Origin of the sequence: Rhodococcus sp. ACT016 (assembly GCF_050477185.1) — a bacterium.
GTDB lineage: Bacteria > Actinomycetota > Actinomycetes > Mycobacteriales > Mycobacteriaceae > Prescottella.
In genome coordinates this window covers 1,347,432-1,371,721 of record NZ_JBEAET010000001.1, presented here as the reverse complement: position 1 = coordinate 1,371,721, position 24,290 = coordinate 1,347,432, and the positions used below count along the sequence as shown (strand labels likewise).

14 protein-coding genes are annotated in these 24,290 nt (G+C 69.2%); 3 read left to right on the top strand and 11 right to left on the bottom strand.

All coding sequences use genetic code 11. The annotated features are described in order from the left end of the window. Positions 1-434 precede the first annotated feature (434 nt). The 7 genes from ACQ5DX_RS06310 to ACQ5DX_RS06280 are packed head-to-tail and all read right to left on the bottom strand — an operon-like array spanning position 435 to position 16,699. On the bottom strand, positions 435-1,598 hold the full coding sequence (locus ACQ5DX_RS06310; protein ID WP_430331817.1) for a TRAFAC clade GTPase domain-containing protein: 1,164 nt from the start codon (positions 1,596-1,598) through the stop codon (positions 435-437). After that, positions 1,595-2,629, bottom strand: coding sequence for a hypothetical protein (locus tag ACQ5DX_RS06305; protein ID WP_430331816.1), 1,035 nt, complete (start codon positions 2,627-2,629; stop codon positions 1,595-1,597). The genes ACQ5DX_RS06310 and ACQ5DX_RS06305 overlap by 4 nt, the downstream gene beginning before the upstream one ends. Before the next feature lie 55 nt (positions 2,630-2,684). Then, the gene (locus ACQ5DX_RS06300; RefSeq protein WP_430331815.1) at positions 2,685-5,267 is read right to left on the bottom strand and encodes a hypothetical protein; all 2,583 of its coding nucleotides are present in this window, start codon (positions 5,265-5,267) and stop codon (positions 2,685-2,687) included. After that, entirely contained in the window at positions 5,264-7,234 is a 1,971-nt protein-coding gene (locus ACQ5DX_RS06295; RefSeq protein ID WP_430331814.1) for a hypothetical protein, read from the bottom strand. The genes ACQ5DX_RS06300 and ACQ5DX_RS06295 overlap by 4 nt, the downstream gene beginning before the upstream one ends. A gap of 14 nt (positions 7,235-7,248) precedes the next feature. Beyond that, positions 7,249-10,020, bottom strand: a complete 2,772-nt coding sequence (locus tag ACQ5DX_RS06290) for a magnesium transporter (protein ID WP_430331813.1) — start codon at positions 10,018-10,020, stop codon at positions 7,249-7,251. Between the two features lies 1 nt (position 10,021). Further along, complete coding sequence (locus tag ACQ5DX_RS06285) at positions 10,022-13,597, bottom strand: tubulin-like doman-containing protein (protein ID WP_430331812.1); 3,576 nt, start codon at positions 13,595-13,597, stop codon at positions 10,022-10,024. A 51-nt stretch (positions 13,598-13,648) separates the two neighbouring features. Next, positions 13,649-16,699 (bottom strand): vWA domain-containing protein, encoded by a 3,051-nt coding sequence (locus tag ACQ5DX_RS06280; RefSeq protein WP_430331811.1) that lies wholly within the window; start codon positions 16,697-16,699, stop codon positions 13,649-13,651. Between the two features lie 662 nt (positions 16,700-17,361). Here ACQ5DX_RS06280 and ACQ5DX_RS06275 point away from each other — a divergent pair. Then, a complete protein-coding gene (locus ACQ5DX_RS06275; protein ID WP_430331810.1) occupies positions 17,362-17,946 on the top strand; it encodes a T3SS (YopN, CesT) and YbjN peptide-binding chaperone 1 in 585 nt (194 codons plus the stop codon). Between the two features lie 34 nt (positions 17,947-17,980). Here the strand turns inward: ACQ5DX_RS06275 and ACQ5DX_RS06270 are convergent, their stop codons facing one another. Further along, entirely contained in the window at positions 17,981-18,844 is an 864-nt protein-coding gene (locus ACQ5DX_RS06270) for a slipin family protein (protein WP_430331809.1), read from the bottom strand. After that, positions 18,838-19,305, bottom strand: coding sequence for an NfeD family protein (locus ACQ5DX_RS06265; protein ID WP_430331808.1), 468 nt, complete (start codon positions 19,303-19,305; stop codon positions 18,838-18,840). The genes ACQ5DX_RS06270 and ACQ5DX_RS06265 overlap by 7 nt, the downstream gene beginning before the upstream one ends. A gap of 142 nt (positions 19,306-19,447) precedes the next feature. On the opposite strand from ACQ5DX_RS06265, the gene ACQ5DX_RS06260 reads away from it, so the two are divergent. Both ACQ5DX_RS06260 and ACQ5DX_RS06255 read left to right on the top strand, forming a co-directional pair. Next, positions 19,448-20,212, top strand: a complete 765-nt coding sequence (locus ACQ5DX_RS06260) for a hypothetical protein (RefSeq protein WP_430331807.1) — start codon at positions 19,448-19,450, stop codon at positions 20,210-20,212. 35 nt (positions 20,213-20,247) lie between these two features. Then, on the top strand, positions 20,248-20,940 hold the full coding sequence (locus ACQ5DX_RS06255; RefSeq protein ID WP_430331806.1) for an SIMPL domain-containing protein: 693 nt from the start codon (positions 20,248-20,250) through the stop codon (positions 20,938-20,940). Positions 20,941-20,947: 7 nt separating this feature from the next. Here ACQ5DX_RS06255 and ACQ5DX_RS06250 read toward each other — a convergent pair whose 3' ends face one another. Further along, on the bottom strand, positions 20,948-21,769 hold the full coding sequence (locus tag ACQ5DX_RS06250) for an alpha/beta fold hydrolase (protein ID WP_430331805.1): 822 nt from the start codon (positions 21,767-21,769) through the stop codon (positions 20,948-20,950). A gap of 46 nt (positions 21,770-21,815) precedes the next feature. After that, positions 21,816-24,278 carry a beta-glucosidase gene (locus ACQ5DX_RS06245; RefSeq protein ID WP_430331804.1) on the bottom strand — a complete coding sequence of 821 codons (2,463 nt, stop codon included), beginning with the start codon at positions 24,276-24,278 and terminating at the stop codon, positions 21,816-21,818. Positions 24,279-24,290 lie beyond the last annotated feature (12 nt).

The window sequence follows — 24,290 nt, the reverse complement described above, 5'->3', positions numbered from 1 at the left end:
GACGAGGACGGCGACATCGCGATCCCGGTCCACGGCTTCGGGCTCTGAGTCACCGTCTCGAAGGACACCCGCAGCTCCACGTCTGGTGGTCGATCCTGAGCGAGCTCGGTGACGGCACCGCTGCCACGCAGCATCTGCCGGAGCTCTCCGCCGAATGGCCGCGCCTGCACTTCACCATCGAAGACGGGCACCTGTTGGTCTCTATGCTGGCCGGCGCCGACCCGTCGTGCCGCAGTACCTGATCAGCCTGGTCGATAAGATCCCACGACTTCGACGCCGACACATGCGAGCTGTACCTACAGCTGCACGTGCGGCGGCCCGAATCAGGCGACGTTGGCACGCCCGCCCCATCCCACTGCCGAAGACCACACAGCGGTTCTCGGACCGGTAACTTCCAGCTACTGACCCGCGCGCTGTCCGCTTGTGGTGTGGACTTAGACCCACACCCCCTGCTGCGCCAACACCCACCGAACCGGGTCGAGGCACCGAAACGGCGAGATTCCACTCTCGTGCAACCGATCCCCCACCGGCGATTCCCCCAGCGCGGAGACGGCGAAGTACCGGCTGCCCAGCGCTACCCCGGTGTGAGGCTGCTCTACGGCCATCGCCATCGCCTTGGCCTCCAGCTTGTCGAGCAGGCTGCGCACCTCCTCGTGCAGCAGCCGTCCGTCCTGCTCGTTGTACGGCTCGTTCTGCAGGCTGGGGTCACGCGAGTACGCAGCTCCGCGCTGCGACATGATCTCGCTCCACTCGCTGCCGTCGACGTGTGCCAACGCCTGCAGTGCGTCGAACTTCGACAGCACCACAGCGAGATTTGGGGTACCGGTGCCGATGATCGACAAGACGGTGCGCAGCACCGACTTGGGATCGCCGCCCACGCGCTCCTGCGCGGGCACCAGATCGTGCAGCTGGTCCCGCACCGAATCGACACGGAGGGGATCGAACATGAACACCACGCCGTCGGCCCGCGAGAAGAACTGCATCGACGTCGCACCCACGTTCTTGGGATCCTCGAGATCCTCGCCCGCGACGTCCCGGATGACCAGATACTGTCGAACACCGTTCCAGATTCCGATGCTGAAGATCAACGGCTCCCGCTGGTACGGGTTGCCGGTGTGCGCGGCCGGTGTGGGTTCGAGGATGCCTCGCTCCTCGTACAGCGGACGCTCGTAGTTCTCGCGGTAGCTGTCCTCCGTCTCCGCGGTCGCCGGCTCCACCATCTGACTCATCCGCTCGCCCAGCAAATGCAGCGACTTGACCAGCACCGCGACGTACACCGTCTTACCGGTGGCGCGGGCACCGGCCATCGCCACACACGTCGCCTGTGCGTCCCGCCAACCCGCCGGCAGCCGGTAATGACATTCCGGGCAGACCTCGGCGACGTCGCCGCCGGCCTCCTTCTCGGCGTGCCCGGACGGCGGCGCCCAGTCCTCCTCCGCGTCGTTGGGCCGCTTCAACTCGATCACCGGGCCGGAACGCACCGCACTGCCGTGATACGTCGAGGCGATCTCGTCGACTTCCATCGCATCTGGCACGGTTCTGGTCCACGCGTATTGGTCCGGTGTCAGCGTCACGAAGCAACGGGGACATTTCGTCATTTCAATGCACCTTCCGAATCCCGAACTGCCGCAATGTCGCTCAGCATCGATTCTACGATCCGACGTAGGTACGCGGGGTCGGCCAGCAACGACTCGGTCAACAACGAATCGCCGGCCGCGACTCCGCTGTTGGGCGGTGAAACCACAGTGATTCCCGCGCCCGGCTCGGTCGGTGTCGTGGACAGCACCAGGTGATGGCGACGAACAACTGACGCCTCGCCGAGGTCGCAGATCCGGTCCGCGGGCGCGGCGTCCGACACCGACACGACCAGCGTGCGTTCGGTCTCCGAAGACCGGTCGAGCGCCGCCGACCGGAAGCCGACCCCCAAACTTGCCGAGTCGAGCGCGGCCTGCACACGGTCGCCGAGGTCGCGCAGCTCCCCAGTCGGCAGTGTTGTGACGGACCGACCAATCAGGTTGACCTGAACTGCGTCTCGTACCCCGACGACAGTAGCGATACCCGCGACCACGTCCGCCACCGCACGAATGCTGCGGTCCTCGATCCGGGGCAGCATCGACATCGTGGTGTCGATGTCGAGCTCGACCCGCAGCCGACGTGCCTCCGGCAACCGGTCTACGCGAAGGACTCCGCGTGCCGCCGAACGCGCCCGCGCCGCAGGCTCGCTGAGCGCCACGTCCACAGCCGTCTTACGGGCCGTCACCGCCACGCGCTCTCCGGCGGGCGCCACAGACGCCAATTCGATGCTGTACAACCCCGAGACATCGATCGGCGTCAGTTCGGCGCGTTCCGGATCCGGGTCACGCTCGCTGTCCACACCGATGGTGACGTACAGAATCGTGCCCAGCGGAAATTCCTCCTGCTGGGTCGGCCGCGCCACCACCACAGTCTCGGCATCCACCCGCGGCAGGATCATCAGGCCCGGACGCGGGTTGAGAACGTGACGGCTTTCAGTGCCATCCGGGCCGAACGCCCACACGTCGACCGCCGTACTCGTGGCGTCCACCGTCACCGCTAGCGGCCTGCGCGGCAATTCCACCCGTCCAGCACCGTCGAGCACGTACCCCGGCATCAGCGCACTTCCCTTCGAGGACGCCGCTCACATTCCTGCACAGTCACAGATCCACTCACTTCCATCTCACCGACCACACGCCGACCGATCGGCGTTCCGCGAAGAACTCTTGATCCAGCGCGGTACGAGGCTCGTAGGCCGCTTCCTCTGCGACGCTGGGGCGGGCGGACCCCACGAGCCGACGAACCGTGTCCATCGCGCTCGCGCCAACCACCCCGGATCGGACCCACGTGGACACCACATCAACCACGAGCCGCCGATCCGCACGGAGTGCACGCACGAGCGCCGCGTCGTGCTCATCCGGCAGGGACGGCAGGCTTCGTCTCGACCCGGCCGGCACGTGCGCACGATAGCCGAAAGCGAGGAGCGCGAGGCGCACGAGCAAATCGTGGGGCAGGTTCGCTTCGTGGCACTGGGCGAAATCGCGCAGGACCGGCCGCAGGTGCCACTCGAGGAGCGGCCGGAAATCACCAGTGGCGAGACCGGCCTGACTGCCCCAGTCCCGGATGAGCGCCCACGAAATGGCCAGCTCATCCGCGGCGGACGCGACCGACACCACGTGTGGCACATCCTGGCACTCCGATTCCGCCACCCACGACACGAGCGCCTCGACGTCCGCGCCCCACTCTTCCCGGACGATCGCGGGTCGCAGCAGCCGGGCTGGAACGATGCCGGCGAATTCTTCGACAAGGGTCCTCACCTCGCTCGAGGTCCAGTCGAATCCGCGCACGATCTGGTCGAGTCCGTCCGTCACCCGGCCACCGTCGAGCAGCTCGAACATTATGCGCCGCAGAACAATCAGCCGCAGCGGACTGTCCGTTGCCAAAGAGCCCGCCTCGAACGACTGAAGCAGACCTTCCGCCACAAGCATGCTCAGCGGGTCGGCAATGCGGCCGGGATCGCGTTTGAGTGCGCCCAGCGCGAGCGTCCCCGTCTCCCCCACCACCCACCTGAGTACCGGATGCGGAACTCGAGCCCCGAGCCGCACACCGGTGACCGCAGGATGCGTGGCGAGCGCGATCTGGATGTAGTCGATGCGAGTCGAGGTACCGACGGGCCCGACCTCCTCGACGAACGCCGGCCCCTCGACCGGATCGCACAAGACCGGCACCACCGCACGCTCGAGCACCTCGAATATCGCCGCGTCGATCGGGTCACCGCCGAGCGAGACCTCGACGAGCAGATCGAGCGTCGCCACCGCGTCCAGCGCGACCTCGCGTAGCTGCGCATGCGTGGTGGCCATCCGGGCTCGGTGCCGCAACGCAGCCACCACCCGCTCGGCATCCGCGCGCACCTCCTCCGAGACCCACGCGGGATCGAGGCGTTCAAGGTGTTCGTGGGTGCAGCCGCGGATCCAGTCGCCGTCGGCGAGGGCGCGGAACATAAACATTCGGCCTGCAAGCTCCCGCACCACGGGCGCGACCGGGTCGTCGTCGAGCAGATCCGTCAATGCCCGCCACGCTTGCTCGGTGCTGTCTCCGAACCTCGCGTCCACCAGCGCCAACGGAACCTCAGCCAATACCGGTACATCGAGGATGGCGTCGGGTGACTGTTCGAGCACCACCTGGCCGGCCTCCTCGAGCGCGTCGTGCAGCTCGGGCTCGAGGACGACGGCCATCGCCAGCGGCCACATCGGCGACAGCTCTCGGTCGTCCACGAAACTCGCGATCGAGTCCTGCCGCGCCAGCGCCTGTTCGGCGACCGTCCGGTCGGCCAGCACCGTCTGTGCCAGCACCGACCACGCGGTGACCGGGATCGACGCGCCGCGCGCGGTGCGGTGCGGTTCGACGCCCAGCTCGCCGAGTTCCGGTGTCTCGTCCTCGCCGATCAGCACGTGGCTACCGAGATCCGGACGTCCTTCGATGTCCTGGAGTGGCACGGCGACGAGGTGGACGCCGCGGGCGACGGTCGCGTCGATGTCCTGCCGGCGGTCGAACGTGCACCACCCGAACCTCCGGGACGCTCCCGGCGACATGAACTCGCTGATCGCACCGATCCACAACGCGGCGGACTCGGGGCTGTCGGTGCCCAGCACCACGGCGGGCCCGCCCGCCATCGCCCGCGCCACCGCGTCGAGCGACAAGGACAGCACCCCGATTCGCCAAGTGCCGGGGTCGAGCAGGAAGCCGAGGACCGACGACCGGTCCACCACCGCACCCGGGCGGGGTGCGGCCCCGGGCAGCGTCGCCTGCGCAACGGCGTCGGCTCCGTACGGCGCCAGCCAGTCCGCCGACCGCCACAACGCGATGGGCCGCTCCGCGACCGGCTGCTCAGCACCGCCGTCGGCACGGTCCAGCACGGCATGGGCGAACACGTTCCCCGGCCGGCCCGAGGCGTCGGCTCCAGCGGCCGCCGTGTGCCAGTAGCAGCCACCGCCGTCGGGCACGGGGACGTACGCCAGGCGGCGCGGGCGCGCGTCGAGATCCACGGGCGTCGGGAAAGCCGGCAGCGGTGCGACCGGTTCGAGCCGCGTGACCACCCCGGCCCGCAGCAACGCCTGCTCGTCGTCGCGCAGGCCGCCGCTGATCTCCTTGACCTGCCAGCCGCCCCCACTGATGCGTCCGGAGGCCGGCGCATCGAACGAGGTGTAGGTGAGCTGACCGAACCGATCCGGATCAGTCTCCGGCGTACGCGTCATTGCTCCTGGCCGCCGAGGAGGTCGAGGCGGATCCGGTCGATCGGCGGGTCGATCAACGCGATGAGCTTGCCCTTGTCCGGATCGACGTCGGCGAAGACTCGGATGTACCCGGTCAGGTTCGACACGTCGGCCACCCAGGACTCTCCGCCCACGCCGCCGAGCCGCTGCGGATGGAAGCTGCGCGCCGCCGACTCCTGGGGGACGTGGCTCGCGCGCACCTCGAGCGGATGCCCGTCCCGCTTGCTGAGTGGCAACCGAGTCGCGTTGTGCACCAGCATGAACGGCGGGGCACTGTCGGTCTCCAGCTCCGCGGCGAGCCGGATCGCCACGGCCGATCCGTCGGACTGGGCGGTCACGTCGTACCAGATGCGGACCAGCCCCGGATAGTCGACGGTGGTCGGCACCCCGACGATGCGTTCACCGGCCGTGTACGCGACGGGCACCACATGTACCGAACAACCGTGTGCCGGAAGCGGTTTCGGCAGATGCAGGCCGCCGTCCCGGTCGTAGAGCGACCGGGAGATCTCCGCCTCCGGGCGCTGCTCCACCACATGGTCGGCGGGCACGTCGCGCTGGCTCAGGTGCACCGACACCGACGCCGCCCCCGCCGGCCACGGGAACGTCAGCACCTGCTCGGTGTTGCGTTCGATGATCCGCACGTCGTGGACCGCCGGCAGCGGCCGGGTCGCGGCGACGGTGGTCCCCACCTGAACCTTCTCGTCGAGCACGGTGACCGGGGTGAAGTAGGCGCGCACCCAGTCGCGGGGCCACGAGACGTTCGTCATCTGCCGGACGCCGGCGTCCCCCGGTACCACCGGGTGCACCAGACGCGCCGCGGCCGGCAGTCCGCCCGACACTTCCAGCGCGGCCTCCGCCAGCGCCTCGTGTCCGAGTCCGGCCTTGGGGGCGGTCTCGGTCCGGTACATCCGGACAGTGCCCGCCATCGGCGACGTCCATGCGAGGTCGAAGCGGGTCTCGGTGCCGGCGCCGTGGGTTTGGACAGACAGGTCGGTCACCGACTCGAGCACCACGGACACCGTCACTTCGGCCTCGGCCGGCGGGGACAGCAGCGTGCGACCGTCCACCTCGATCTCACCGACGGCGCGGTAGTGGTAGCGACGGCCCCGTTCGGCGTCAGGGTCGACGAAGCCGCCGAGGTTGGCCTCGGTGGCCAAGATCCGGTGGCGGTTGTCGGCGGTGTCGGGCGGGGTGAGTCCGTCGAGCGGGATCCGCAACACCCGAACCCGGGCCGTGCCCGGCCACGCCGCCCACTGACCGATCACCGTGCCCTCGTCCTCCTGGACCAGCACGTCGACAACGGGGCTGAGGATCTGGCCCTCGGCGATCAGCACCGGCTGGCGCTCCGCGGCGTCGCGGAGGTCGGTGCCCGCATGGCACCAGACCTGCACGTAGCGCACCGCCGACGCGGGCGGCGCGGTGTCGACCACCCGCTGTCCGCTAGTGACCCCGACCAGCCGGCCGGCCTCGGGCTTGTAGGCGCGGTGCTGCTCGTTGGCGACCACGCGATAGATCACCGTCGGTCCCGCGGAGTCCGTCACCGGCTCCCATTCGATCCGGTGGCCGCCGCCCGGCTGCCGGGTGATCGTCAGCGGTCCGGGCACCACGTCGCTCTCGCGGTGCTCGTACTCGCAGAAGTCGTCCGACCCCAGGTCGAGCAGATCGTCCGCTGCCGTGTCCGGCCGCGCCGCCGCGGTGGTGTCGCGTGTCGTCGGAGCGGCGTCGGCGTCCCCGCCGGCCGACGGGTGTGTCGCCAACACTGTCGCGACGTCGCCGGCCAAATCCCGAGCCTTGCGCGGCAGCATCCGTTCGATGTCTGCGGCGGCGCTACGGTCCGCGCGGATGATCTGGTGCAGATGCGCATCCTTGAGCACGCCGGCCTCGAGGATGCCCGCGTCGATGAATTGCTGCCGTAGCGCGCGGAGCGCCGCGAATGCGTCCTGAGTCATAGGTCCACTCCCTCTCAGAAGTTGAGGCCGTCCGCGACCGGCACCGCGTAGGTCGCGGGGGCAGTGGCGGGCTGTCCGGCGCTGCGCTGCGCCGGACGCAGCGGGAAGTCGAAGGACTGCGGAATCTCGACCGGCTCAGCCTGCACACCGGCACCCCGCAGCCGCAGATCCTCCTCGGCGATGCCCTCCGTGAACTGAGTGCTGACGGCCACCAGTCCCAACCCCACCGGGGCGGTGGTGGGCACCGTCCATTCGACGGCCGTCAGTCCCTGGGTCGACGCGAGGTCGGTGAAGAGCGACCGGTCGAAGAAGCTGCGCTCCTCGGTCGCCGTCTCCACGCCGACGCCCGCCAGGAACTCCGCGAGGCTGCTGCGGCGGACAACGCCATCGTCGTAGAACTCGACGACGCTGGCGAGCTGGCGGGGCAGCTCGCTACCGGAGACCGCCAGCTCGGACCGCGCGCGGTCCCACAGCACCGCCGATCCGTGGGCTTCGACCCGTCCCTCGTGCAGCAGCGTCGCCCACTCGTCCAGCGCAGAGCCGGAACCGACACCCGGCTGCGCCGCCAGCAATGCCGGATTACGACGCAGGTCGCGCCCGGACGGACCCAGTTCGTCGGCCGCGTCGCCCAGCAGGGCGTCCCACTGGTCCGACAGCCAGCCGACGCCGAGCAGGTCGTGCCGCAGCTGTTCCGCCAGCCGCCCCAGCTGATCCGGCTCGGGGCTGCCCGACGCGATCACGGCGCTGAGTGGCAGTCCCCATTCGACGGTCCGGCCCGGCGGGCGGGCGTCGGCGCTCGTCCCCAGCGGCTTCGCCAGGAAGGCGCCGAGGGCTCGGCTCCACGACAGGTACTGGCGGTAGGCCGCGGACTGGGATTCCACATCGCGCAGCGCGGCACGCAGATTGGCCTGGTCGGTTGCCCGGGCGGCCTCGGCCGCCTCCCGCTCCGCCAGCAGCCGGAGCAGTTGCTGCTGTTCGGACATGAACGCCCGCCCCACCAAGCCGAACCATCCCAGCACGCTCAGCGCGACCACCGGCCCGCCGACCCACCAGGAGATGACGTCCCCGTACGCCAGGACGCCGGCGATCACGGCCACCACCGCGAACACTACGGTCAGCGTCCGCACCTTGCGCACCAGCTGCCGGTGCCGCTGTGCGGTCACCTCGGCAAGGTCGTCCAGGGCCGTCGCCGCCTCGATCCGCGCGACGAGGCTGCGGACCTCGCCCAGTGTCGCGGAAAGTCGTTGCGCCAGGATGTTTCCGAACGCGACGGCATAGCTCTGTCCGAGGCGGTTCGCCCAGGTGCGCAGCGCCGCGTTGGTGCGCCGTGCTTCGAGCCCGAGGGCTGGATCCGGTTCCAGCGCGCGCAGTTTGTCGCTGAGCTCGGTGATGCCGAGCACGTCCGCGCCGTCCACGGCATGTACGTCCAGGGTGGCGGACACGATTCCCGGAATCTCGGTGAACCGGTCGTCCGGACCCGGCACCACGTTGGTAGCCGATCGCAGCACGGCCCGGTTCGCGCCCACCTGCACGGGCGGCAGGTTCGGCGACCGCTCACCGGCGTCGGCCAGCGTCAACGCCCCGCGCCGGTAGTCGCTCCACAGGTCCGAGAGGTCGGCGGCCGCGGACTGAGCCGCCGGGGCACGTCCCGCGGTTGCATCCAGCTGCGCGGCGATGCGTTTGGACGCCGCCTCGTATTCCGACCAGCCCGCCGGCCGGCCGTCGGCGTTCACGCCGTTGACGACGAGCTTGTAGGCCGGCTCCGCGCCGAACAGGGCGTTCTGCGTGCGCGACGCCACCGCCGACGAGACCTTGTTCACGACCCGGGCGAACAGCGCTGCCGGCGCGTTCCGCAGCACCGCACCGAGAAACGACAGGAACATCATGAGGGCTTCGCCCAGGCCGACCTCCCGCTGCGGCGGCACCGACGGCGCCTTCACCCGGCCGCTCTCCAGTAGGTGCTTATGCCGCTCCCACACCCGATGCGCCATCTGCTGGCCGGCCGACGCCACATCGTTCGCGTACACGACGGAGGCGCCCCTGTCGCTCGGCAGTGGCAACTGGCCGCCAAAGTTGAGCACCCGGCGCCGCAACGACTCTTCGGCGGCCGTCGTGTCGAGCCGACGGTAGAACGACCGCACCACGCGCAGCGCGTTGCCGGGGAGTACGGGCAACTCGTCGAGCGGCGCGTGGTCGACATCGGCCCACAGTCCTGCCACGCCGGCCAGCACGGGGGCCGCGTGCCGGCCCACGTCGATCGGATCGGTGGTCGCCTGCAACGTCCGATGGCCCATGCTGGGACCACGCGAGTCCTCCGGGGCCACCACCAGATTGTGCCATCCGGCCGGCGCCAACTCCGCGGCGTCGGACACGTCCGCACCTGGCCGGTGCAGCAGTAGACGCATCCGAACGACCTGGGCACCACCGGAATTCGACGCCACCAGTTCCGCGACCGAGCGCTCGAATCCCGGGTCCACCGATACCGAACCGGCCGCGGACGGCACCACGACGCACACCCGGACACGGTGGACGACGCGGGAGGCCAGCACGTCCTGCAACAGGACCGCGGACTCCACGCCGCCGGCCACTTCGACGGCCGCGACGCGTTCGGCCGACGCGTCACCGGTCTGCTCCACCCACAGGAACGGTGAGACCAGCCCGGCCGCGGAGAGATCGGTCAGCACGTCGAGGACGCCCTCTGACACTCCGGGAGACCCGAGAATGACCGTCAGTGCATGCATGTCGGACTCACTCATGTCCGAACTGCCCATGTCAAAAGTGCTCATGTCAGAACTGACCCAGGTCGGGGACAATGAAGGTCTGGCTCGGCGCCGCCGGGATGACGGTCGTCAGCGACGGCTGTGCGGTCGGTTCCGGCTGCGCCGCAAGCGCTTTGCCCTCGTCGATCAGCCGGATCAGCTCGCCGGTCGCCCAGTAGACGTCCGGCGCGACGTCGCGGAACAGGTGCGTCGCCGACGCCTGATCGCGGGTCGAGATGGTCGAGAAGGTGCCGCCGCCGGGTGCTCCGTCCTCCCCGGGCGCCATGAAGTGCGTCCCCGCGACGTCCCGAATCTGGGTGAGCCAGGCGATGGCCCCGTCTGCACGGGCGTCGATGGACGCTCCCGGTCCGGACCCGTCGATTTGGGACTGCCACCCGGTGCCGGTCTCGCCGCTGCGCAGCCAGCACACGAGTTGCGCCTTGCCCGACACCTCGTGGATGCCGCTGGCAGGATCCTGCGGCGAGGCGTCGTAGACCGCGCGCAGGGCCCGGTACGGAAACATCGAGCTCATCACCGGCGGCTCGTGCGTGCGGGACATCGCCAGCAGCACCGACTCGAGCACGGCGGGCAGCCAGTCGTACTGACCACGGAACCGGGCCGGCGGGGTGAGCAGCGGGTTCGGGAAATCCACCCAGTCGGCGAGTCCGGAGTCCCACACCCGGACCGGCTCGTCGTATGGGGCTGCCGGCAGCCGCAGCTGCCCCAGGATCAGCCCGAGGAACCAGCCGGCCGTCATTGCGTGTCGTTCCTCTTCATGCATCGGCAGCGCCGCCGCCAGGGGCCGCGCCCGACGCCACTTCCAGAACGCCTCCTGCTGCGTCGGCGTCGAATCCGCCCACTGCTTGGCGGCCGGCACCAACACCGAGTCGTACGCCAGCGGCGAGTAGTTCGGGTACGAGCCGAAGATGTCCACCCGGGTGAGCTTGTCCTCGTCGGTGAGCAACCGGCGGAACTCCGACTCGGTCTCGTGGTCGACCATCGGATTCTTCTGCAGCACCTGCGCAAGGGTGTCGGCCACCGCGAGATTGCGGAACGGCACCGAGGTGAACTTGTAGCGGTACTCGACCTGCTGACCCGGGTGCAGCGCCTCGAGCGCCTGCTGGTTCACGCTGGCCAGCGGCCGCGCGAGCGACAGCGCCTCGGTGAACTTCGCCCGGAGCCGTTCGCGCCGCTCGTCGAGAGCGTACTCGGGGGCCGTCACGTCCTCGATGTACTCCCGCAACGACACGCGACAGAACCGGTCGAACGACTCGCCGCGGCGAGCGACGAAACGCCTTGCCCGATCGAGCAATTCGGTCGGACGCACATGCACGTCGTACCGGGCCGCGGAGGGAACCAGAGCCTCCTTGGTCGTGGGATCGATCGGGAAGGCACGCGAGCGCCACGCGGCGGTGCGCTCCACGACTGGGCGCTCCTCGCTCGGGGCAGTGCTGCCGTCGACAGTGCTCCACTGCCCGGTCACGACGTGTGCGACCGCGCGCTTCACCGCCTCGTCGAACGCGGGCGTGCCGAAATCGTCTCCAACGACTGCGAGCGGCAGATCGCTCTTGTACTGGTCCATGAAGTCCGCCGACGGCGTCAGCATCACCTCGTTGTTGGCTTCCGCGAAGCGCGCCGGCACTCGGTCGGCGTGATCGGTCGGCCAGGCCCCGTACTGGTCGGTGGCGAGCCGGGCCAGACCAACGTCGCTGGCAGGCTTGCTCCGGGCCCGGCGCAGCCCTGTCTGTTCTTCGTTGAGTCGATCGAGAAGAGGTTGCATGACCTCCGGGACCAACGCGGACGCCACCTCGGCGACCTTGCCCGACAACGAGGCGTACAGCTGGCGGTACACGTTGCCGCGGCAGCTGGCGAGCACCATGTCGATGTAGTCTCCGTCCGCGCCGATCAGGCCGTTGAGCGAGGCGAGAACCTGCGCGGTTTCCGCGGTCCGCGCAGTGAGGTCCGGCGGTGCGCCGCGTGTCAGCTCCTCGGCACCGGACCGCACGGCGTCCTTCAGGTACGTGCGCAGTCGCGTCACCAGGGCGGTCGCGTATGGCAAACCCACGTCTGCGACCGCCTTGGCGACTTCCTGCTCGATCCGCTCGACGAGCTGGCGATGCCACTGGAACGCGTGGGCCACCGCTTGGTGCTCCGCCGCCGCCAGCAGCGACGGGCGCCGCAGGACGAGCACGCGCTCGATCTCCGGCACCCACTGGTTGGCGGCCAGACCGGTGCCGGCCGGGATATAATCCCGGAGCTCGGATTCCACAAGGTGCCCCGCCATCCGGTTGGCCGCCTCCGACGGCAGCACCACGTTCATCAGCCACGGCGCGACACCGCCCGGCCCGCTCCGCGGATCCGACTGCACGACAGGCAGTCCCATCGCAGCCAGCAGGGTGGCCCACTGGCTGTCGAGGATCGAGTTGACCTGATCTTCATCGGAGACCGGGCTGCCGGGAACGCTGTGCCCGTCGAGCAGCCGATCCACGGCACTGCGAGCCAGGCGCTGCGCCGAGTACTCGGCGTAACGGTCCCGGCCCATGCTCAGGCTCGAGAAGCCGTAGGTGCCCCACGGCAGGTTGTCCCACTGTCCGCCCCAGCCGATGTTCTCCCGCTGGCCGGGCAGGCCGGCGCCGTTGGTGAGGTCGTACTGGACGAACTGGCGGGTCGCCGAGCCACTCATCATCATCCCGGCGAGGCCGCGGGCCAGTCCGCGGTAGATTGCCTTCTGCGAGCCGTCGCCGAACGGCGCGCCCTCGACACCGACCCGGCGGCCGACCGGGAAGACGCGCGCGAACGGCACCTTCTCGCCCTTGCCGTGCTGCTGGCCCAGGGCGCCGAGCACGTCGACGTCGTGCTGGCGTGCCGAGCCCAGCTGGCTGGCCACGATCTCACCGAGCATTGCCAGCGCGTTGGCCCGCACACCGGTGATCGCGCTCTTGCCGAGTCCATCGAAGATGTCCGGCGTCACCATGAACACGCCCATCAGGCGCGGGTCGAGCCCGTGGACCAGCGTCAGCAGCCGGCACACGTCCAGCGCCATCGACGCGCCGGCACCGCCGGCCATCGACGAGACCACCAGTACGACGGGCGACTCCCCGGGTTCGAACGAGCCGCCACCGGGGATGTTCAGTGCGGCCATCTCGCTGGCAGCCTCCACCGTGGACAGCTGCTCCCACGCGCGCTGCAGCGTGTCGCGAATGCCGCTGGCCTTGCTCAGCGTGATCATCCGGCCCAGCGCGCGGTACTGCCCGGCGCCGGAGCCGATCGGCACGGTCACGCCCGCCGGATCCTGGGGCGCCCACGTCCCGATGGTGCCGAGCCGCTGCTTGGCGGCCAGCTGATTGGTCAGCGCGTTGTCGAGCACGGCATACGAGTCACCCTGCGGTCCGCTGCCGAAGTAGAGGCCGCCCTGATCGCGCACGTTGTCGAGCCCGTCCGGGCCTGCCTCGGGCGCCGTCGGCACATCGATGCTGACGAACTGCCAGCCGCCGGGGATCTTGTCCACGCCGACCGCGGCCAGATCGGACCGCAGCTGATCCATCATGTACGACAGCGTCACGGCACCGGAGCCACCGCAACCAACAACGAGAAACCGCCTCATCACGGTCCTTCCACATCGAGAGGGCTTGAAGCTGAATTAAGTGGCCGCGGCCTAGCGACTCGGCGGCCGGAACGGATCGAACGGATCCGCTCCCGAAGTACTGCCTGGCGAGCCGGCGGGTGGGAACTCTGGCGTGGCCCCAGGGTCAGATCTGCTTGCCTTGCCGACGTCCGAAGCGGCAGACGCTCCGAACGGGTCGTAGGCCGCCGTGGTTCCGAAGCCGGACTGCAATGCGCTGGTCGACGCGGCCGGGTCTACTCCGGTCGGGGCGTCGGACTCGGCCGTTGCGCTGTCCCGGAGGGAGCGCACGAGGGCTGGCACGCGCCGGGTCATGTCCTCGACCAGCCGTGCACGGCTTTCCGAACTGGAATTGCCCCCGACGAGCAGGAGCACGCTGGCCCGGTCTGCGGGACCGGTCGGATCGTGTAGGACGACCCACGAGTTGTGCACTGCCAGCGGCAGTCGCGCGTTCCCCTTGCGGTCGGTGGCGGGCGTCGCGTTCGACGCTGCACGCTTGCCGGCGGTGTGCGCCGCCACATACCCGGCGCCGAACGGGGACAGCCCCACCTGCACGTCGAGGTCCACGCCGTCGACGGTCAGCCGGCGGGCCGGCTTGTTCAAACCGCGCACCAGATCGATCAGGTCGGTGTCCCGGAGCGCGAAAGGCTCGTCGTCCCGCAGCACCTTGTCGCCGACGACCGCGATCGGAATCTGTTGCCCCTTCAGGCTTTCCGCTGGTATCCGGCAGGTCCACCGCTTGACGGCGTAGAGCAGAACCAGCGGGAGGACGATGCTGGCCACCAGTACCGCGAGGAAGACCAGCCAGAACCGGTTGCTGTCCAGGGGCTTTTGCAGGTCAGCCGAGAACTGCACGTCGATGGGCATGGCTCGGTCCAGCTCACCGGTCGGGGCGACCATCACCCGGATCGAACCGTTGACCGGACCGTTGACCGCGTTCTCGATCTGGAGTTCTACCGGCAGGGCGGCCTGTGCGTCCTCGCCGATCTGCAGACAGCCATCGGCGGAGGATGCACCCTGGCCTGTGGCACCTACCTGACCTGCGCCATCCGGGACGGTGTCGATCCGGGCATGCGCAGAGCGCTCAATCCAGATGCAGCCCGGCCCGCCGACGCCGAGATCGGTCGTGAAGGTGCCGGAGCCCTCCAAGGTCCCGAAATCGAGGCGTGACGGCAGGGTCGGGTAGCCGATCGGCGGCGCGACCGTGAGCGGAACGTCGACCGACTGCGGAGCCAGGACGGTGCCCGGCGCAATGATCGCGCCCGACGGGGACTTCGCATCGGCGGTGGTAACGTCGAGGGTCAATCGCATTCTGCCCGCACCCGGTGCGACTTCGTTCAGATCCAGTTCCAGCGGTTCGCTGAGGCGGTCCTTCGGGATCTTCGTCGCCAACTCGTGCGTGATGTGCGCGCTATCAGTCAACGACACCGATAGTTGCGCACTGCCCAGGAGCTTCGACGGATCCACTTCGCGCCGGTCGGCGTCAACGATGCCCAGTCGCACAGCTGACGTCTTCTCACCACTGTGGATGGCCATGGTCTCCTGCCCCATCGACGCGGGGAAGAGGTTGCCGGAGATGTGAATATTCGACTTGGAGCGGGCGGTGGGCACCTTTCCGGCGGGGTCGACGAACGCCAGCGCCCACATGCCCTGCCACCCCGCTGCATTGTCGTGGCGCATCGTGAACGACACCGACCGAGGCGATAACCATTCGTACTCAACCTGCACGTCGCCGACGCGCACCGTCGTCGGTGCGCCGACGCCCTTGCGGGGTAGCGCGACCTCTTCACCGCGCGGAGAGACCAGAGTCGGGACGAGCCCCTCGGCATCGGCGAACCCGAGAACGGTCACAGAGTTGATGGAATCGTCCAGAACAAACCGGTGCTGGGCGTCCTCGCACATCACGAAGGCGCACACCCCCGCCTCGCGTTCGAGCGGCGCCTGGCCCGGTGTGCTGAAGGCGTCGAATGCGAACAGCAGGTCGTCGATGTTCTCCGTGACGTAGAAGTCTCCGGGGCGCGGCGATGTGATCGTCCCGCACGGCCCGGCCGCTCCGGAATCTCCGGTCGCGATGGCCCGCATCAGATCGAAATCGGCAGCCTCGGCCGTGCCGGCAGCCAGACCGACACCGAACGTCACGATGCCCGAGGACCGCAGCTGATCCGCCACCCCGCCGGGACGGCAGATCGATCCCTGAGCGGACTCCACAACCCTCCGCACTCCATCCTCGTTATGCAGGGAGATGCCGGGGGCGTAGGGCTTTTCAGCGTCACGCTCGGTGAAATCCAGCTTCCCGTCAGAGAACCACGCCAGCGCCTGGCATCGGTTGCCTCCGTCGGCGGCCCTGCCGCGCTCGGCCAGCGCGTCACGAGCGCCGTCGAGGGCGATCCGATAGTCCGTATCGATACCGTTCGTCCTACTCCGGAATTCATCGACGGAGCGTTGCAACCCCGGCAGCGACGCCCTGTCGAGGCCCTTCCATCCGGAATGGACGACGAAGCCGTCCGAGAATCCGGCCAAGGACACCTCGAGACGGACGCCCGCAGAGTCGCCGAAGGAACTCAACTGGTCCAACAGATAATTCGCTGCGGATACACGCGCCGCGTCCGGGTCGGACGACTGCAGGCTGCCCGATTCATCGATCATCAGCAGCACATCGCCCTCACGCTCAGCGGCCAAGCAAGCGCCGAAATCACCGACGGCGGACGGCACAGGCTGGGCTGCTGCTGTTGAAGTGACGACGAGCAGGCTGGAAACGAGTGCAGTCAGTGTTGTCGCCGCAAGCGCAAGTGTCCGTTTCACAGTCGTCCGGCCCAATCCGCGATCGACCATGCACCAAGACCGACGCCCACGATTGCCACGGCGACGACCACCCGGTAGACGTTCACCACCGACCTGGATTCTGCATACGCTGACATCGCACGCCTCCGCGTGTCGGAAACCGAGAACATGGCCAGTAGCCCGAAGGCCAACAGTCCGGCGAGGACCCAGCCGACGAACGCGAACAGCACCGACGCGCCACCCAGGGAAAATACCGCGAACGCGATTCCGGCGACTGCAGCAAGCCCTGCGAAGGCCAGCCACCGCACCGGCGGCTTACCCTGCGCGAGTACGACGGTCGAGCGCGGCGCAGGCGCAGCGAAGGGGTCCCCGGGAGTCGCCGTCTCGGGGGAGGATGCCGCGGCGGCCGGTTGCGGCGGCGCCGTGAACGGGCTGAACAACGGTCCAGCGGCAGCCGAACCGGAGGGCCACTGCTTGTCCCCGCCACTGCGACTACTCGCGTACTCGCTGAAGTCGAACGGGTCACGCGCTGAGGACATGCAGTTCCTATCTGGGTCGGCTCGTGCGTGTCCACCTCACGGGGCCGCGGAGAGGGAAAGCGAAAGAAAGTTCAATGGTCAACGATCGGAGATCGTACATCGAACCAAACGGTCACTTGGCTAGTTCGCGGATAGATATATCAGCTCGGTCTGACAGCCGAAGCGTTGCCCATCCTGGTCGCTGTCAACCGGTCAGTTGAGGCACCTCCGCTCCGATGCCCCTGACACTCGCGGTTTAGGTCGCCGCCAGATTTCGAGGGGCCATTACTGATCGGCGCGCTCCGAGACTGGCCGGCAGCACCGAACGCGGGTGGTGGTGTAGCCGGTCAGGCACAAGGAAATCCGGTTCGCTACCGTGAAGCGCCACAAATCACTAACTTCGCAGCGTCAACCGTTCGATCCGGCAGGCGCCGGATAGGGGAAATAATGACCGAGCACGACACGACCGAACAGCCGCTCCAGATCGACGGCGCCCTCGCGATCGCGACTGAGGAGCATGCCCAGCTGCACGCCCTGTCGGTGCAGACTCTGACCGAGCTGCTCGGCGGCGCCCCCGAGACTGACGAGGACGGCGACATCGCGATCCCGGTCCACGGCTTCGGCGTCTACGTCACCGTCGCGGAGGACGGCCCGCAGCTGCACGTATGGTCGTCGATCGTCACCGACATCGCTGACCGCGCGAAGGCCGTCGAGCAGCTCGTCGAGCTGTCCGCCGAGTGGCCGCGCCTGCGTTTCACCCTCGAGGACGAGCACCTGCTGGTCTCGACGGTCCTCGACGCCGACCCGTTCGCGCCGCAGCACCTGATCAACCTGGTCGACGAGATCCACGAGCTCACCCACGACCTCGACGACGACTTCGCCGCCAAGTTCGGTGGGGTCCTCGACTGCGACGCCGACGACGACTCCTACGCCGGCGGGTGCGGCGGCTGCGGTGACGACTGCGCGTGCGGCGACGGACACGACGCCGGCGAGCTGGGCGACACCATCCCGGTCGGCCAGCCGAACAACTGATCAACCGCCAACGCGCGGGTGAGTGGCCCTCGGGCTACTTGCCCGCGCGTTGTGCGTCTGGCTGCAGCGACATCCACGCCGAGATCAGCGCATCCATGTCGGTCTTGCCGGCGGGCAACGCCGCGCGCTCCGGCTCAGGCTTCGGGCCTTCCGTCAGGAACGGCCGGACCAGATCGAGCGGCAGTGGGAAGACGACGGTCGAATTGTTCTCCCCGCCCATCTCCCCCAGCGTTTGCAGGTAGCGCAGCTGGAGCGTGGTCGGGTTGCGGCTGATCACGTCCGCGGCGTCGGCGAGTTTCGTGGACGCCTGATACTCGGCCTCCGCATTGATGATCTTGGCGCGCCGCTCGCGCTCGGCCTCCGCCTGCCGTGCAATGGCCCGCTGCATGTCCCGCGGAATCTCCACGTCCTTGATCTCGACGGTGGTGACCTTCACGCCCCACGGCTCGGTCTGCTGATCGATCACCTTCTGCAGGTCCTCGTTCAGCCGCTCCCGCTCGGCGAGCAGGGCGTCCAGTTCGGCCTTGCCGAGCACCGACCGCAGCGTCGTCTGCGCGATCTGCGATGTCGCCGCGTAGTAGTCCTCGACACCGACGATCGCGCGGTCCGCGTCCACCACCCGGAAGTACGCGACGGCGGTGACCTTGACGGGCACGTTGTCCCGGGTGATCACCTCCTGCATGGGGACGTTCAGCGTGACGGTTCGCAGGCTCACCCGCACCATCCGGTCGACGGCGGGGATCAACAGAACAAGACCGGGGCCCCGCAACTCGACGAGCCGGCCGAGCCGGAACAGCACGCCCCGCTCGTACTCACGCAGTACCCGGACGGCGGCCGACGCGACGATCACCACCAGCAGCGCGACAACGATGGCGGCAAGAACGATGGTGGTCAACATGGCAGCTCCCACGGTTCACGACGCCGCACGCTCAGGGTGAGCCCGCGCACGCCCTCGACGACGACCGACTCCCCCACCTGCGGCGTCTCGGTGTAGCCGAATTCCATTTGCGCGCGCCATAATCCGCCGTCGGCCTCGACCTGCCCCTGCTGCCCGTCCCAGCTGCGGACGGTGGCCGGGGATCCGACCAGCGACTGCACCCCGGTCTGCACGGGCGTCCGACGCGCCGACAACACCTTCCTGCCGGTCACCGCTGCGGCGCCCAAGCCGACGACGCCGATACCGAGCGTGACGGGCAGCGCGATCTCCATCCCCAGCCCACCCGACGTGAACAGCAGCCACGCCCCGGTCCCGGCCAGCAGGGTCCCGACCACGCCGAGGGCACCAAAGGTCGGCACGTGCGCCTCGATCACGATCAGCAGCACGCCCACTACCAGCGCCAACGCGCCCAACCCGGTCATCTGCACTCACCTGCGGCGAGGGCCCGGTCGCTCGCGTAGCCACCCGCGATCGAGCCCTCACCGTCAAAGGTATGCCCGCGTGCGCCGGGGTGCCACCGTGTCGTGCACCGACGCTGTCGGCGATTGGTGCGATCATCGCCGCATGCATCTGCTCGACGACGGGTTCGCGCCACCGGAGGCCTGCGTGCAGTGGTGCCGTGCGCGGGTCTACCCGCTGCACGTACTGGATGACAGCGCCCACGTCGACCTCGACTGGTGGAACCACCACCTGCGCGAGCACAAGCACGAGATCGTCCTGCACGGGCGGGATCTCGACGGCCACGTGGTGGATCGCGGCATCGCTGTCGTGCAGCGCAACGACCTGCAACTCGGCAGCGAACTGGTCGAATCCGCCCACGACGCGCTTGGTCTGCTGTTCCTGTGCGCGGCCTGGCGCAGCGCCCACCGGAGCCGCCGCGCCACCCGGCGCCTGCCCGATGTCTTCCACCCGCACGCGGACCAGGACCCGCTCGGCAGAATCAAGCAGGTCCTGGACCGGTGTGCCAAGGACAAGCGGGTCCCCGAACCGTCGGGCGACGCGTGGTCGGGCTGGCCGGACATGCCGGGCGTCGGCGTGCCGCTCATGGCGCTGTTCATGTGGGCGGCCCGTGTCCGGCGGCACGGGGTCCGCGCCCAGCTGATCGACCAGCACGGCGTCTCCACACTGATCCACGAGGGCTGGCTCGAGGAGCCGTCGGTCAGCGGCTTCACCCTCCGCCGCTACGACCGCTACCTGCAACTGCTCAGCGGCTGGGCCATGCAGGTGGGCACCGAGCCGGAGCTGATCGAGATGTGGCTGGTGCAGCGCTGGAACGCGCGGGTGCACGAGGCCCGCAGCGGCGCCCGGGCCGAGCCGACGCTGTTCTGAACCGCCGCGCCGACGTTGTCGGGGACACTGGCCCCATGCCGACCAATCCCGTCACGATCACCGTCACCGGCCACGCCGAGCGCGCCTTCTCACCCAATCGTTGTGTGGTGCAACTGAACATCGAGTTCGACGGCACCACCCGCGCCGAAGCATCCGACGCCGCGACCGAGTCCGCAGCGGCGCTCACCAAGCTGATTCGCACGCTCGAACAGAATCGGGCACGCCCGCTCCGCCGCTGGTCACTGGACCAGGTCCAGCACTCCCGCTACCGCCCGTTCCACCCGCAGGGCAAGAAGCTGCCGTGGAACTACCGGTCGACGGCCACCGGATCGGTGACGTTCCGCGACCTCGACGCGGTCGCGGCGTTCGTCGACGAGGCGGCCGGGATCGAGGGGGTCAACATCGCGCACCTCGAGTGGAAGCTGACCCGCAAGGCGCACAGGAAGGCGCTTGCACTGGTGCGCGACCTCGCGGTCCGCGATGCGCTGGGGAAGGCACGCGGCTACACGAAGAGCCTGGGCTGCACCCGCATCGACACGGTCGCGCTGGCCGATCCGGGCATGCTCAACCCGGGCACCGGGCCCGACGCAGGTGCGCCCGCGGTACGGATGTTGGCCGCATCCGCCTCTGCCCCAGTCGGTTCCGACGCCGACCGCCCGGTGATCGAGCTGACACCGGAGCGTATTCGGCTCCAGGCGGACGTCGAGGCGCGCTTCGAGGCGAGCTGACCGACCGTCAGACCACCTCGCCCCAGAAGTCGACGAGGACCTTCGTGAGCTCCTCGGGCTTCTCCTCGTTCGGCGTGTGCGCGGCACCCTCGATGATCTCGAACTTCACGCCGAGGCGCGCCGCGACCTCGATCTGGACGTCCACCGGCACGAAGTCGTCCGCGCCCGCGGCGACCAGGATCGGCACGCCGGTTGCGGCCAGCTCGTCGACGCGGTCCGGCTCGGCGCCCATGGTGAGGGCGATGCCGGCGATGTTCGCGGTCTTGGTGACCATGATGCGGTTACGCAGGAACTCCTTGACCGGCGCCGGGAACATCTCCTCGAGGGTTCCGAACATCGCCGTCCACAGCGCCTCGTTGCCACCCGCCCACAACAGCTCCGGGATCTGGGTGATGTCCACGGCCGTGCCCACGGTCTGACCGCTCGGCGGCGAGTCGAGGATCACGTAGTCGAGGAAGCGCGACGGGTCGTTCAGTACGGCGGCGCGGGTGACGAGTCCGCCGAAGCTGTGGCCGACGAGGTGGACCTTCTCGCCGGGCGCAACCTTGTCGAGCACCTCGGCGAGGTCGAGGGCGAACTTGGCAATCGTGTACTCGCCGACGGCATCCCGGCCGTCCGGACCGTCCGAGTCGTACTGACCGAGCTGCGAGTAGGAGATCAGGCGGTAGCCGGCGGCGGTCACGAACGGCGCCATCGGGAGGAAGTCCTCCCGCGAGCCGGTGAAGCCCGGGACCATGACGACGGTGCCCTTGACCTCGGCGTCGGGCGTCGCCTCGAAGTAGGACAGCTCGCCGCGCGAGATCTCGAGGCGGGACAGATTGACGGTCATGTTGCGCTCTCCTCGTCGAGGTTCACAGGAATGGGGTGCGGCCGACTCACGCCGCCGAGTCCTTCAGTTCGATCTGGGTCGTCAGCCGACGGTCGGCGACCGAGCGCGCCGCGACCAGCGTCCGGGACCCACCGGCCACACGCCACACCGCCGACGACTCGTCCCAGCGAGCGAGCGTCTGGCGGTCCACGGTGATCCGGGCGGTCACCGTTTCACCCGCGCCGGCGACCACCGACGCGAATCCGACGAGCCGCAGCGGGTCGTTCGCGTCGGTGCCCTCGCCGCCGAGGTAGAGCTGGACGACCTCACGCCCGACGCGCGGGCCGTCGTTGCGGACGGTCACCTCGACCGTCACCGCCCCCGAATCGGTCTCCGCGGCGGCGATGTCCTCGTAGGCCCAGGTGGTGTAGCCGAGACCGTGCCCGAACGGATAGGCCGGGCGGATCGACGACTGCTCGTACGCGCGGTACCCGAACGTCGAGCCCTCGGCGTAGTCGATGACGCCGTCGACGGGCTGCGTCGACAACACCGGCGCGTCGGCACCGACCGCGGGGAAGGTCGTGGGCAGCCGACCTCCGGGCTCGACCACACCGGTCAGCGCGTCGGCGATCGCGTAGCCACCCTCCTGGCCCGGCAGCCACGCCCACAGCACCGCCGCCACCTCGTCGCGCCACGGCATCTCGACCGGCGCGCCCGCGTTGACGATCACCACCGTCCGCGGATTCACCGCGGCCACCGCCGACACCAGCTCGTCCTGCCGGCCCGGAAGCAGCAGGTCGGCGCGGTCGAAGCCCTCGCTCTCCACCTCGTCCGTGGTGCCGACGAAGACCAGCACCACGTCGGCGTTCCTCGCGGCCTCGACGGCGGCGGCGAACGCGTCGTCCGCGCCCGCGCGCGGCGCCTCGTGGTTCAGGCCGAACATCACCATCGGGAATTCCGGTACGACCGTGCGCAACTCCACACCGACCGTCCCGGCGCCGAGCTCCGCCGAGACGCGGTGCTCCGGCGGCTTGACCAGGTTCGCGACCAGGTCGTTGTCGACGTTGGACAGCGAGATCTCCTGCGGCTTGGCCGCGCCGATCTGCAGGGAGTAGTCCCCGGCGCCCGACACCGAGAACTGGTGCGCCCCGGCCTGGTCGACGGTCAGGTCGGTCCGGAGCCGCACCTCGGCGGTGCCCGCTGGGAGGTTGCCCATGAACACCAGACGGGACGCATGACGCCGCTCGCTGCCGAGAACGGCGCCGTCCGCCGCGACGAAGTCGACGCGGAAGCCCGGCTCGCCGGTCTCGGGGTCGCGGGCGATGTCCGGCGCAATCGGGGGAAGGAGGCGCTGCGTCGACACCCCCTCCTGATGCTCGATCTCGACGGAGTCTCCGAAAGCCTCGCGCAGCCCGGCCAGCGGGCTGATCACGTGTGCGGGATTGACGTGCGCGGATCCGCCACCCTGCGCGGTCAGCAGCGCCGCATTCGGGCCGAGGACCGCGACGCGGTTCAGCGACGCCGGATCCAGCGGCAGGACGTCGTCGTCGTTGCGCAATACGACCATGGCGCGCGCCGCGATGTCGCGCATCTGCTCACACGCGTCGGCCGGGGTCGTCGCCGGCGCGGGCCCGTCGAAGCCGTCGAGGTACCCGGTGCGGGCGGCGAGCCGGAGCACCCTCAGCACCTTGTCGTCGATGACGCTCTCGGCGACCTCGCCGGCGCGGGCCGCGGCGACGAGCGCCTCGTTCCACGGGCTGTACGGACCGGGCATTGCGACGTCGAGGCCCGCGTTCGCGGACGCGGCGGTGGAGCGCGTGGCGAACCAGTCCGACACCACCGCGCCGTCGAAGCCCAGCTCGTCCTTGAGGATCTCGGTGAGCAGCCGCCGGTTGTCGGTCAGGCTGGTGCCGTTGACCGAGTTGTAGGACGCCATCACCGACCAGGCGCCCGCGCGGACCCCGGCCTCGAACGGCACCAGGTACACCTCGCGCAGCGCCTTCTCCGAGATCCGCGCGTCGTAGGTCATCCGGTCGGTCTCGGACTCGTTTCCGATGTAGTGCTTGATCGTCACGGCGACGCCGTTGCCCTGAACACCCGCGACGAAACCCTCGACGATCGAGGCCGTGAGCAGCGGGTCCTCCGAATAGCACTCGAAGTGCCGCCCGCCGAGCGGCGAGCGATGGATGTTGATGTTCGGGGCCAGGAACCATGCGATCCCCTTGTCCCGGGCCTGGGCGCCCATCAGCGCTCCCGCCCGCTCCACCTGCTCCGGATCCCAGGTGGCGGACAGCGCCGACGGGTTCGGGAACAGGAGACTGGTGTCGCGTTCGTCCCAGGTCGTGCCGCGGACGCCGTTGGGACCGTCCGAGAGCAGGATCTTCCGCAGACCGATCTTCTCGATCGCGTCGAGCGACCAGAAGTCCGCGCCGGTCAGCAGACCAACCTTCTCCTCGAGCGTCAGTTCCGCGAGGAGGCTTCCCAACTTCCGCTCGTCCACCACAACCGCATTCCCTCGGGGGCTCTTCACAACCAGCACTCC

What these genes read in the sequence shown, in the direction of transcription:
- ACQ5DX_RS06255 (WP_430331806.1), top strand. Translation starts at nt 20,248, where the DNA reads ATGCCGACCAATCCCGTCACGATCACCGTCACCGGCCACGCCGAGCGC.
- ACQ5DX_RS06275 (WP_430331810.1), top strand. Translation starts at nt 17,362, where the DNA reads ATGACCGAGCACGACACGACCGAACAGCCGCTCCAGATCGACGGCGCC.
- ACQ5DX_RS06260 (WP_430331807.1), top strand. Translation starts at nt 19,448, where the DNA reads ATGCATCTGCTCGACGACGGGTTCGCGCCACCGGAGGCCTGCGTGCAG.
- ACQ5DX_RS06270 (WP_430331809.1), bottom strand. Translation starts at nt 18,844, where the DNA reads ATGTTGACCACCATCGTTCTTGCCGCCATCGTTGTCGCGCTGCTGGTG.
- ACQ5DX_RS06285 (WP_430331812.1), bottom strand. Translation starts at nt 13,597, where the DNA reads ATGAGGCGGTTTCTCGTTGTTGGTTGCGGTGGCTCCGGTGCCGTGACG.
- ACQ5DX_RS06310 (WP_430331817.1), bottom strand. Translation starts at nt 1,598, where the DNA reads ATGACGAAATGTCCCCGTTGCTTCGTGACGCTGACACCGGACCAATAC.
- ACQ5DX_RS06305 (WP_430331816.1), bottom strand. Translation starts at nt 2,629, where the DNA reads ATGCCGGGGTACGTGCTCGACGGTGCTGGACGGGTGGAATTGCCGCGC.
- ACQ5DX_RS06300 (WP_430331815.1), bottom strand. Translation starts at nt 5,267, where the DNA reads ATGACGCGTACGCCGGAGACTGATCCGGATCGGTTCGGTCAGCTCACC.
- ACQ5DX_RS06265 (WP_430331808.1), bottom strand. Translation starts at nt 19,305, where the DNA reads ATGACCGGGTTGGGCGCGTTGGCGCTGGTAGTGGGCGTGCTGCTGATC.
- ACQ5DX_RS06290 (WP_430331813.1), bottom strand. Translation starts at nt 10,020, where the DNA reads ATGAGCACTTTTGACATGGGCAGTTCGGACATGAGTGAGTCCGACATG.
- ACQ5DX_RS06250 (WP_430331805.1), bottom strand. Translation starts at nt 21,769, where the DNA reads ATGACCGTCAATCTGTCCCGCCTCGAGATCTCGCGCGGCGAGCTGTCC.
- ACQ5DX_RS06295 (WP_430331814.1), bottom strand. Translation starts at nt 7,234, where the DNA reads ATGACTCAGGACGCATTCGCGGCGCTCCGCGCGCTACGGCAGCAATTC.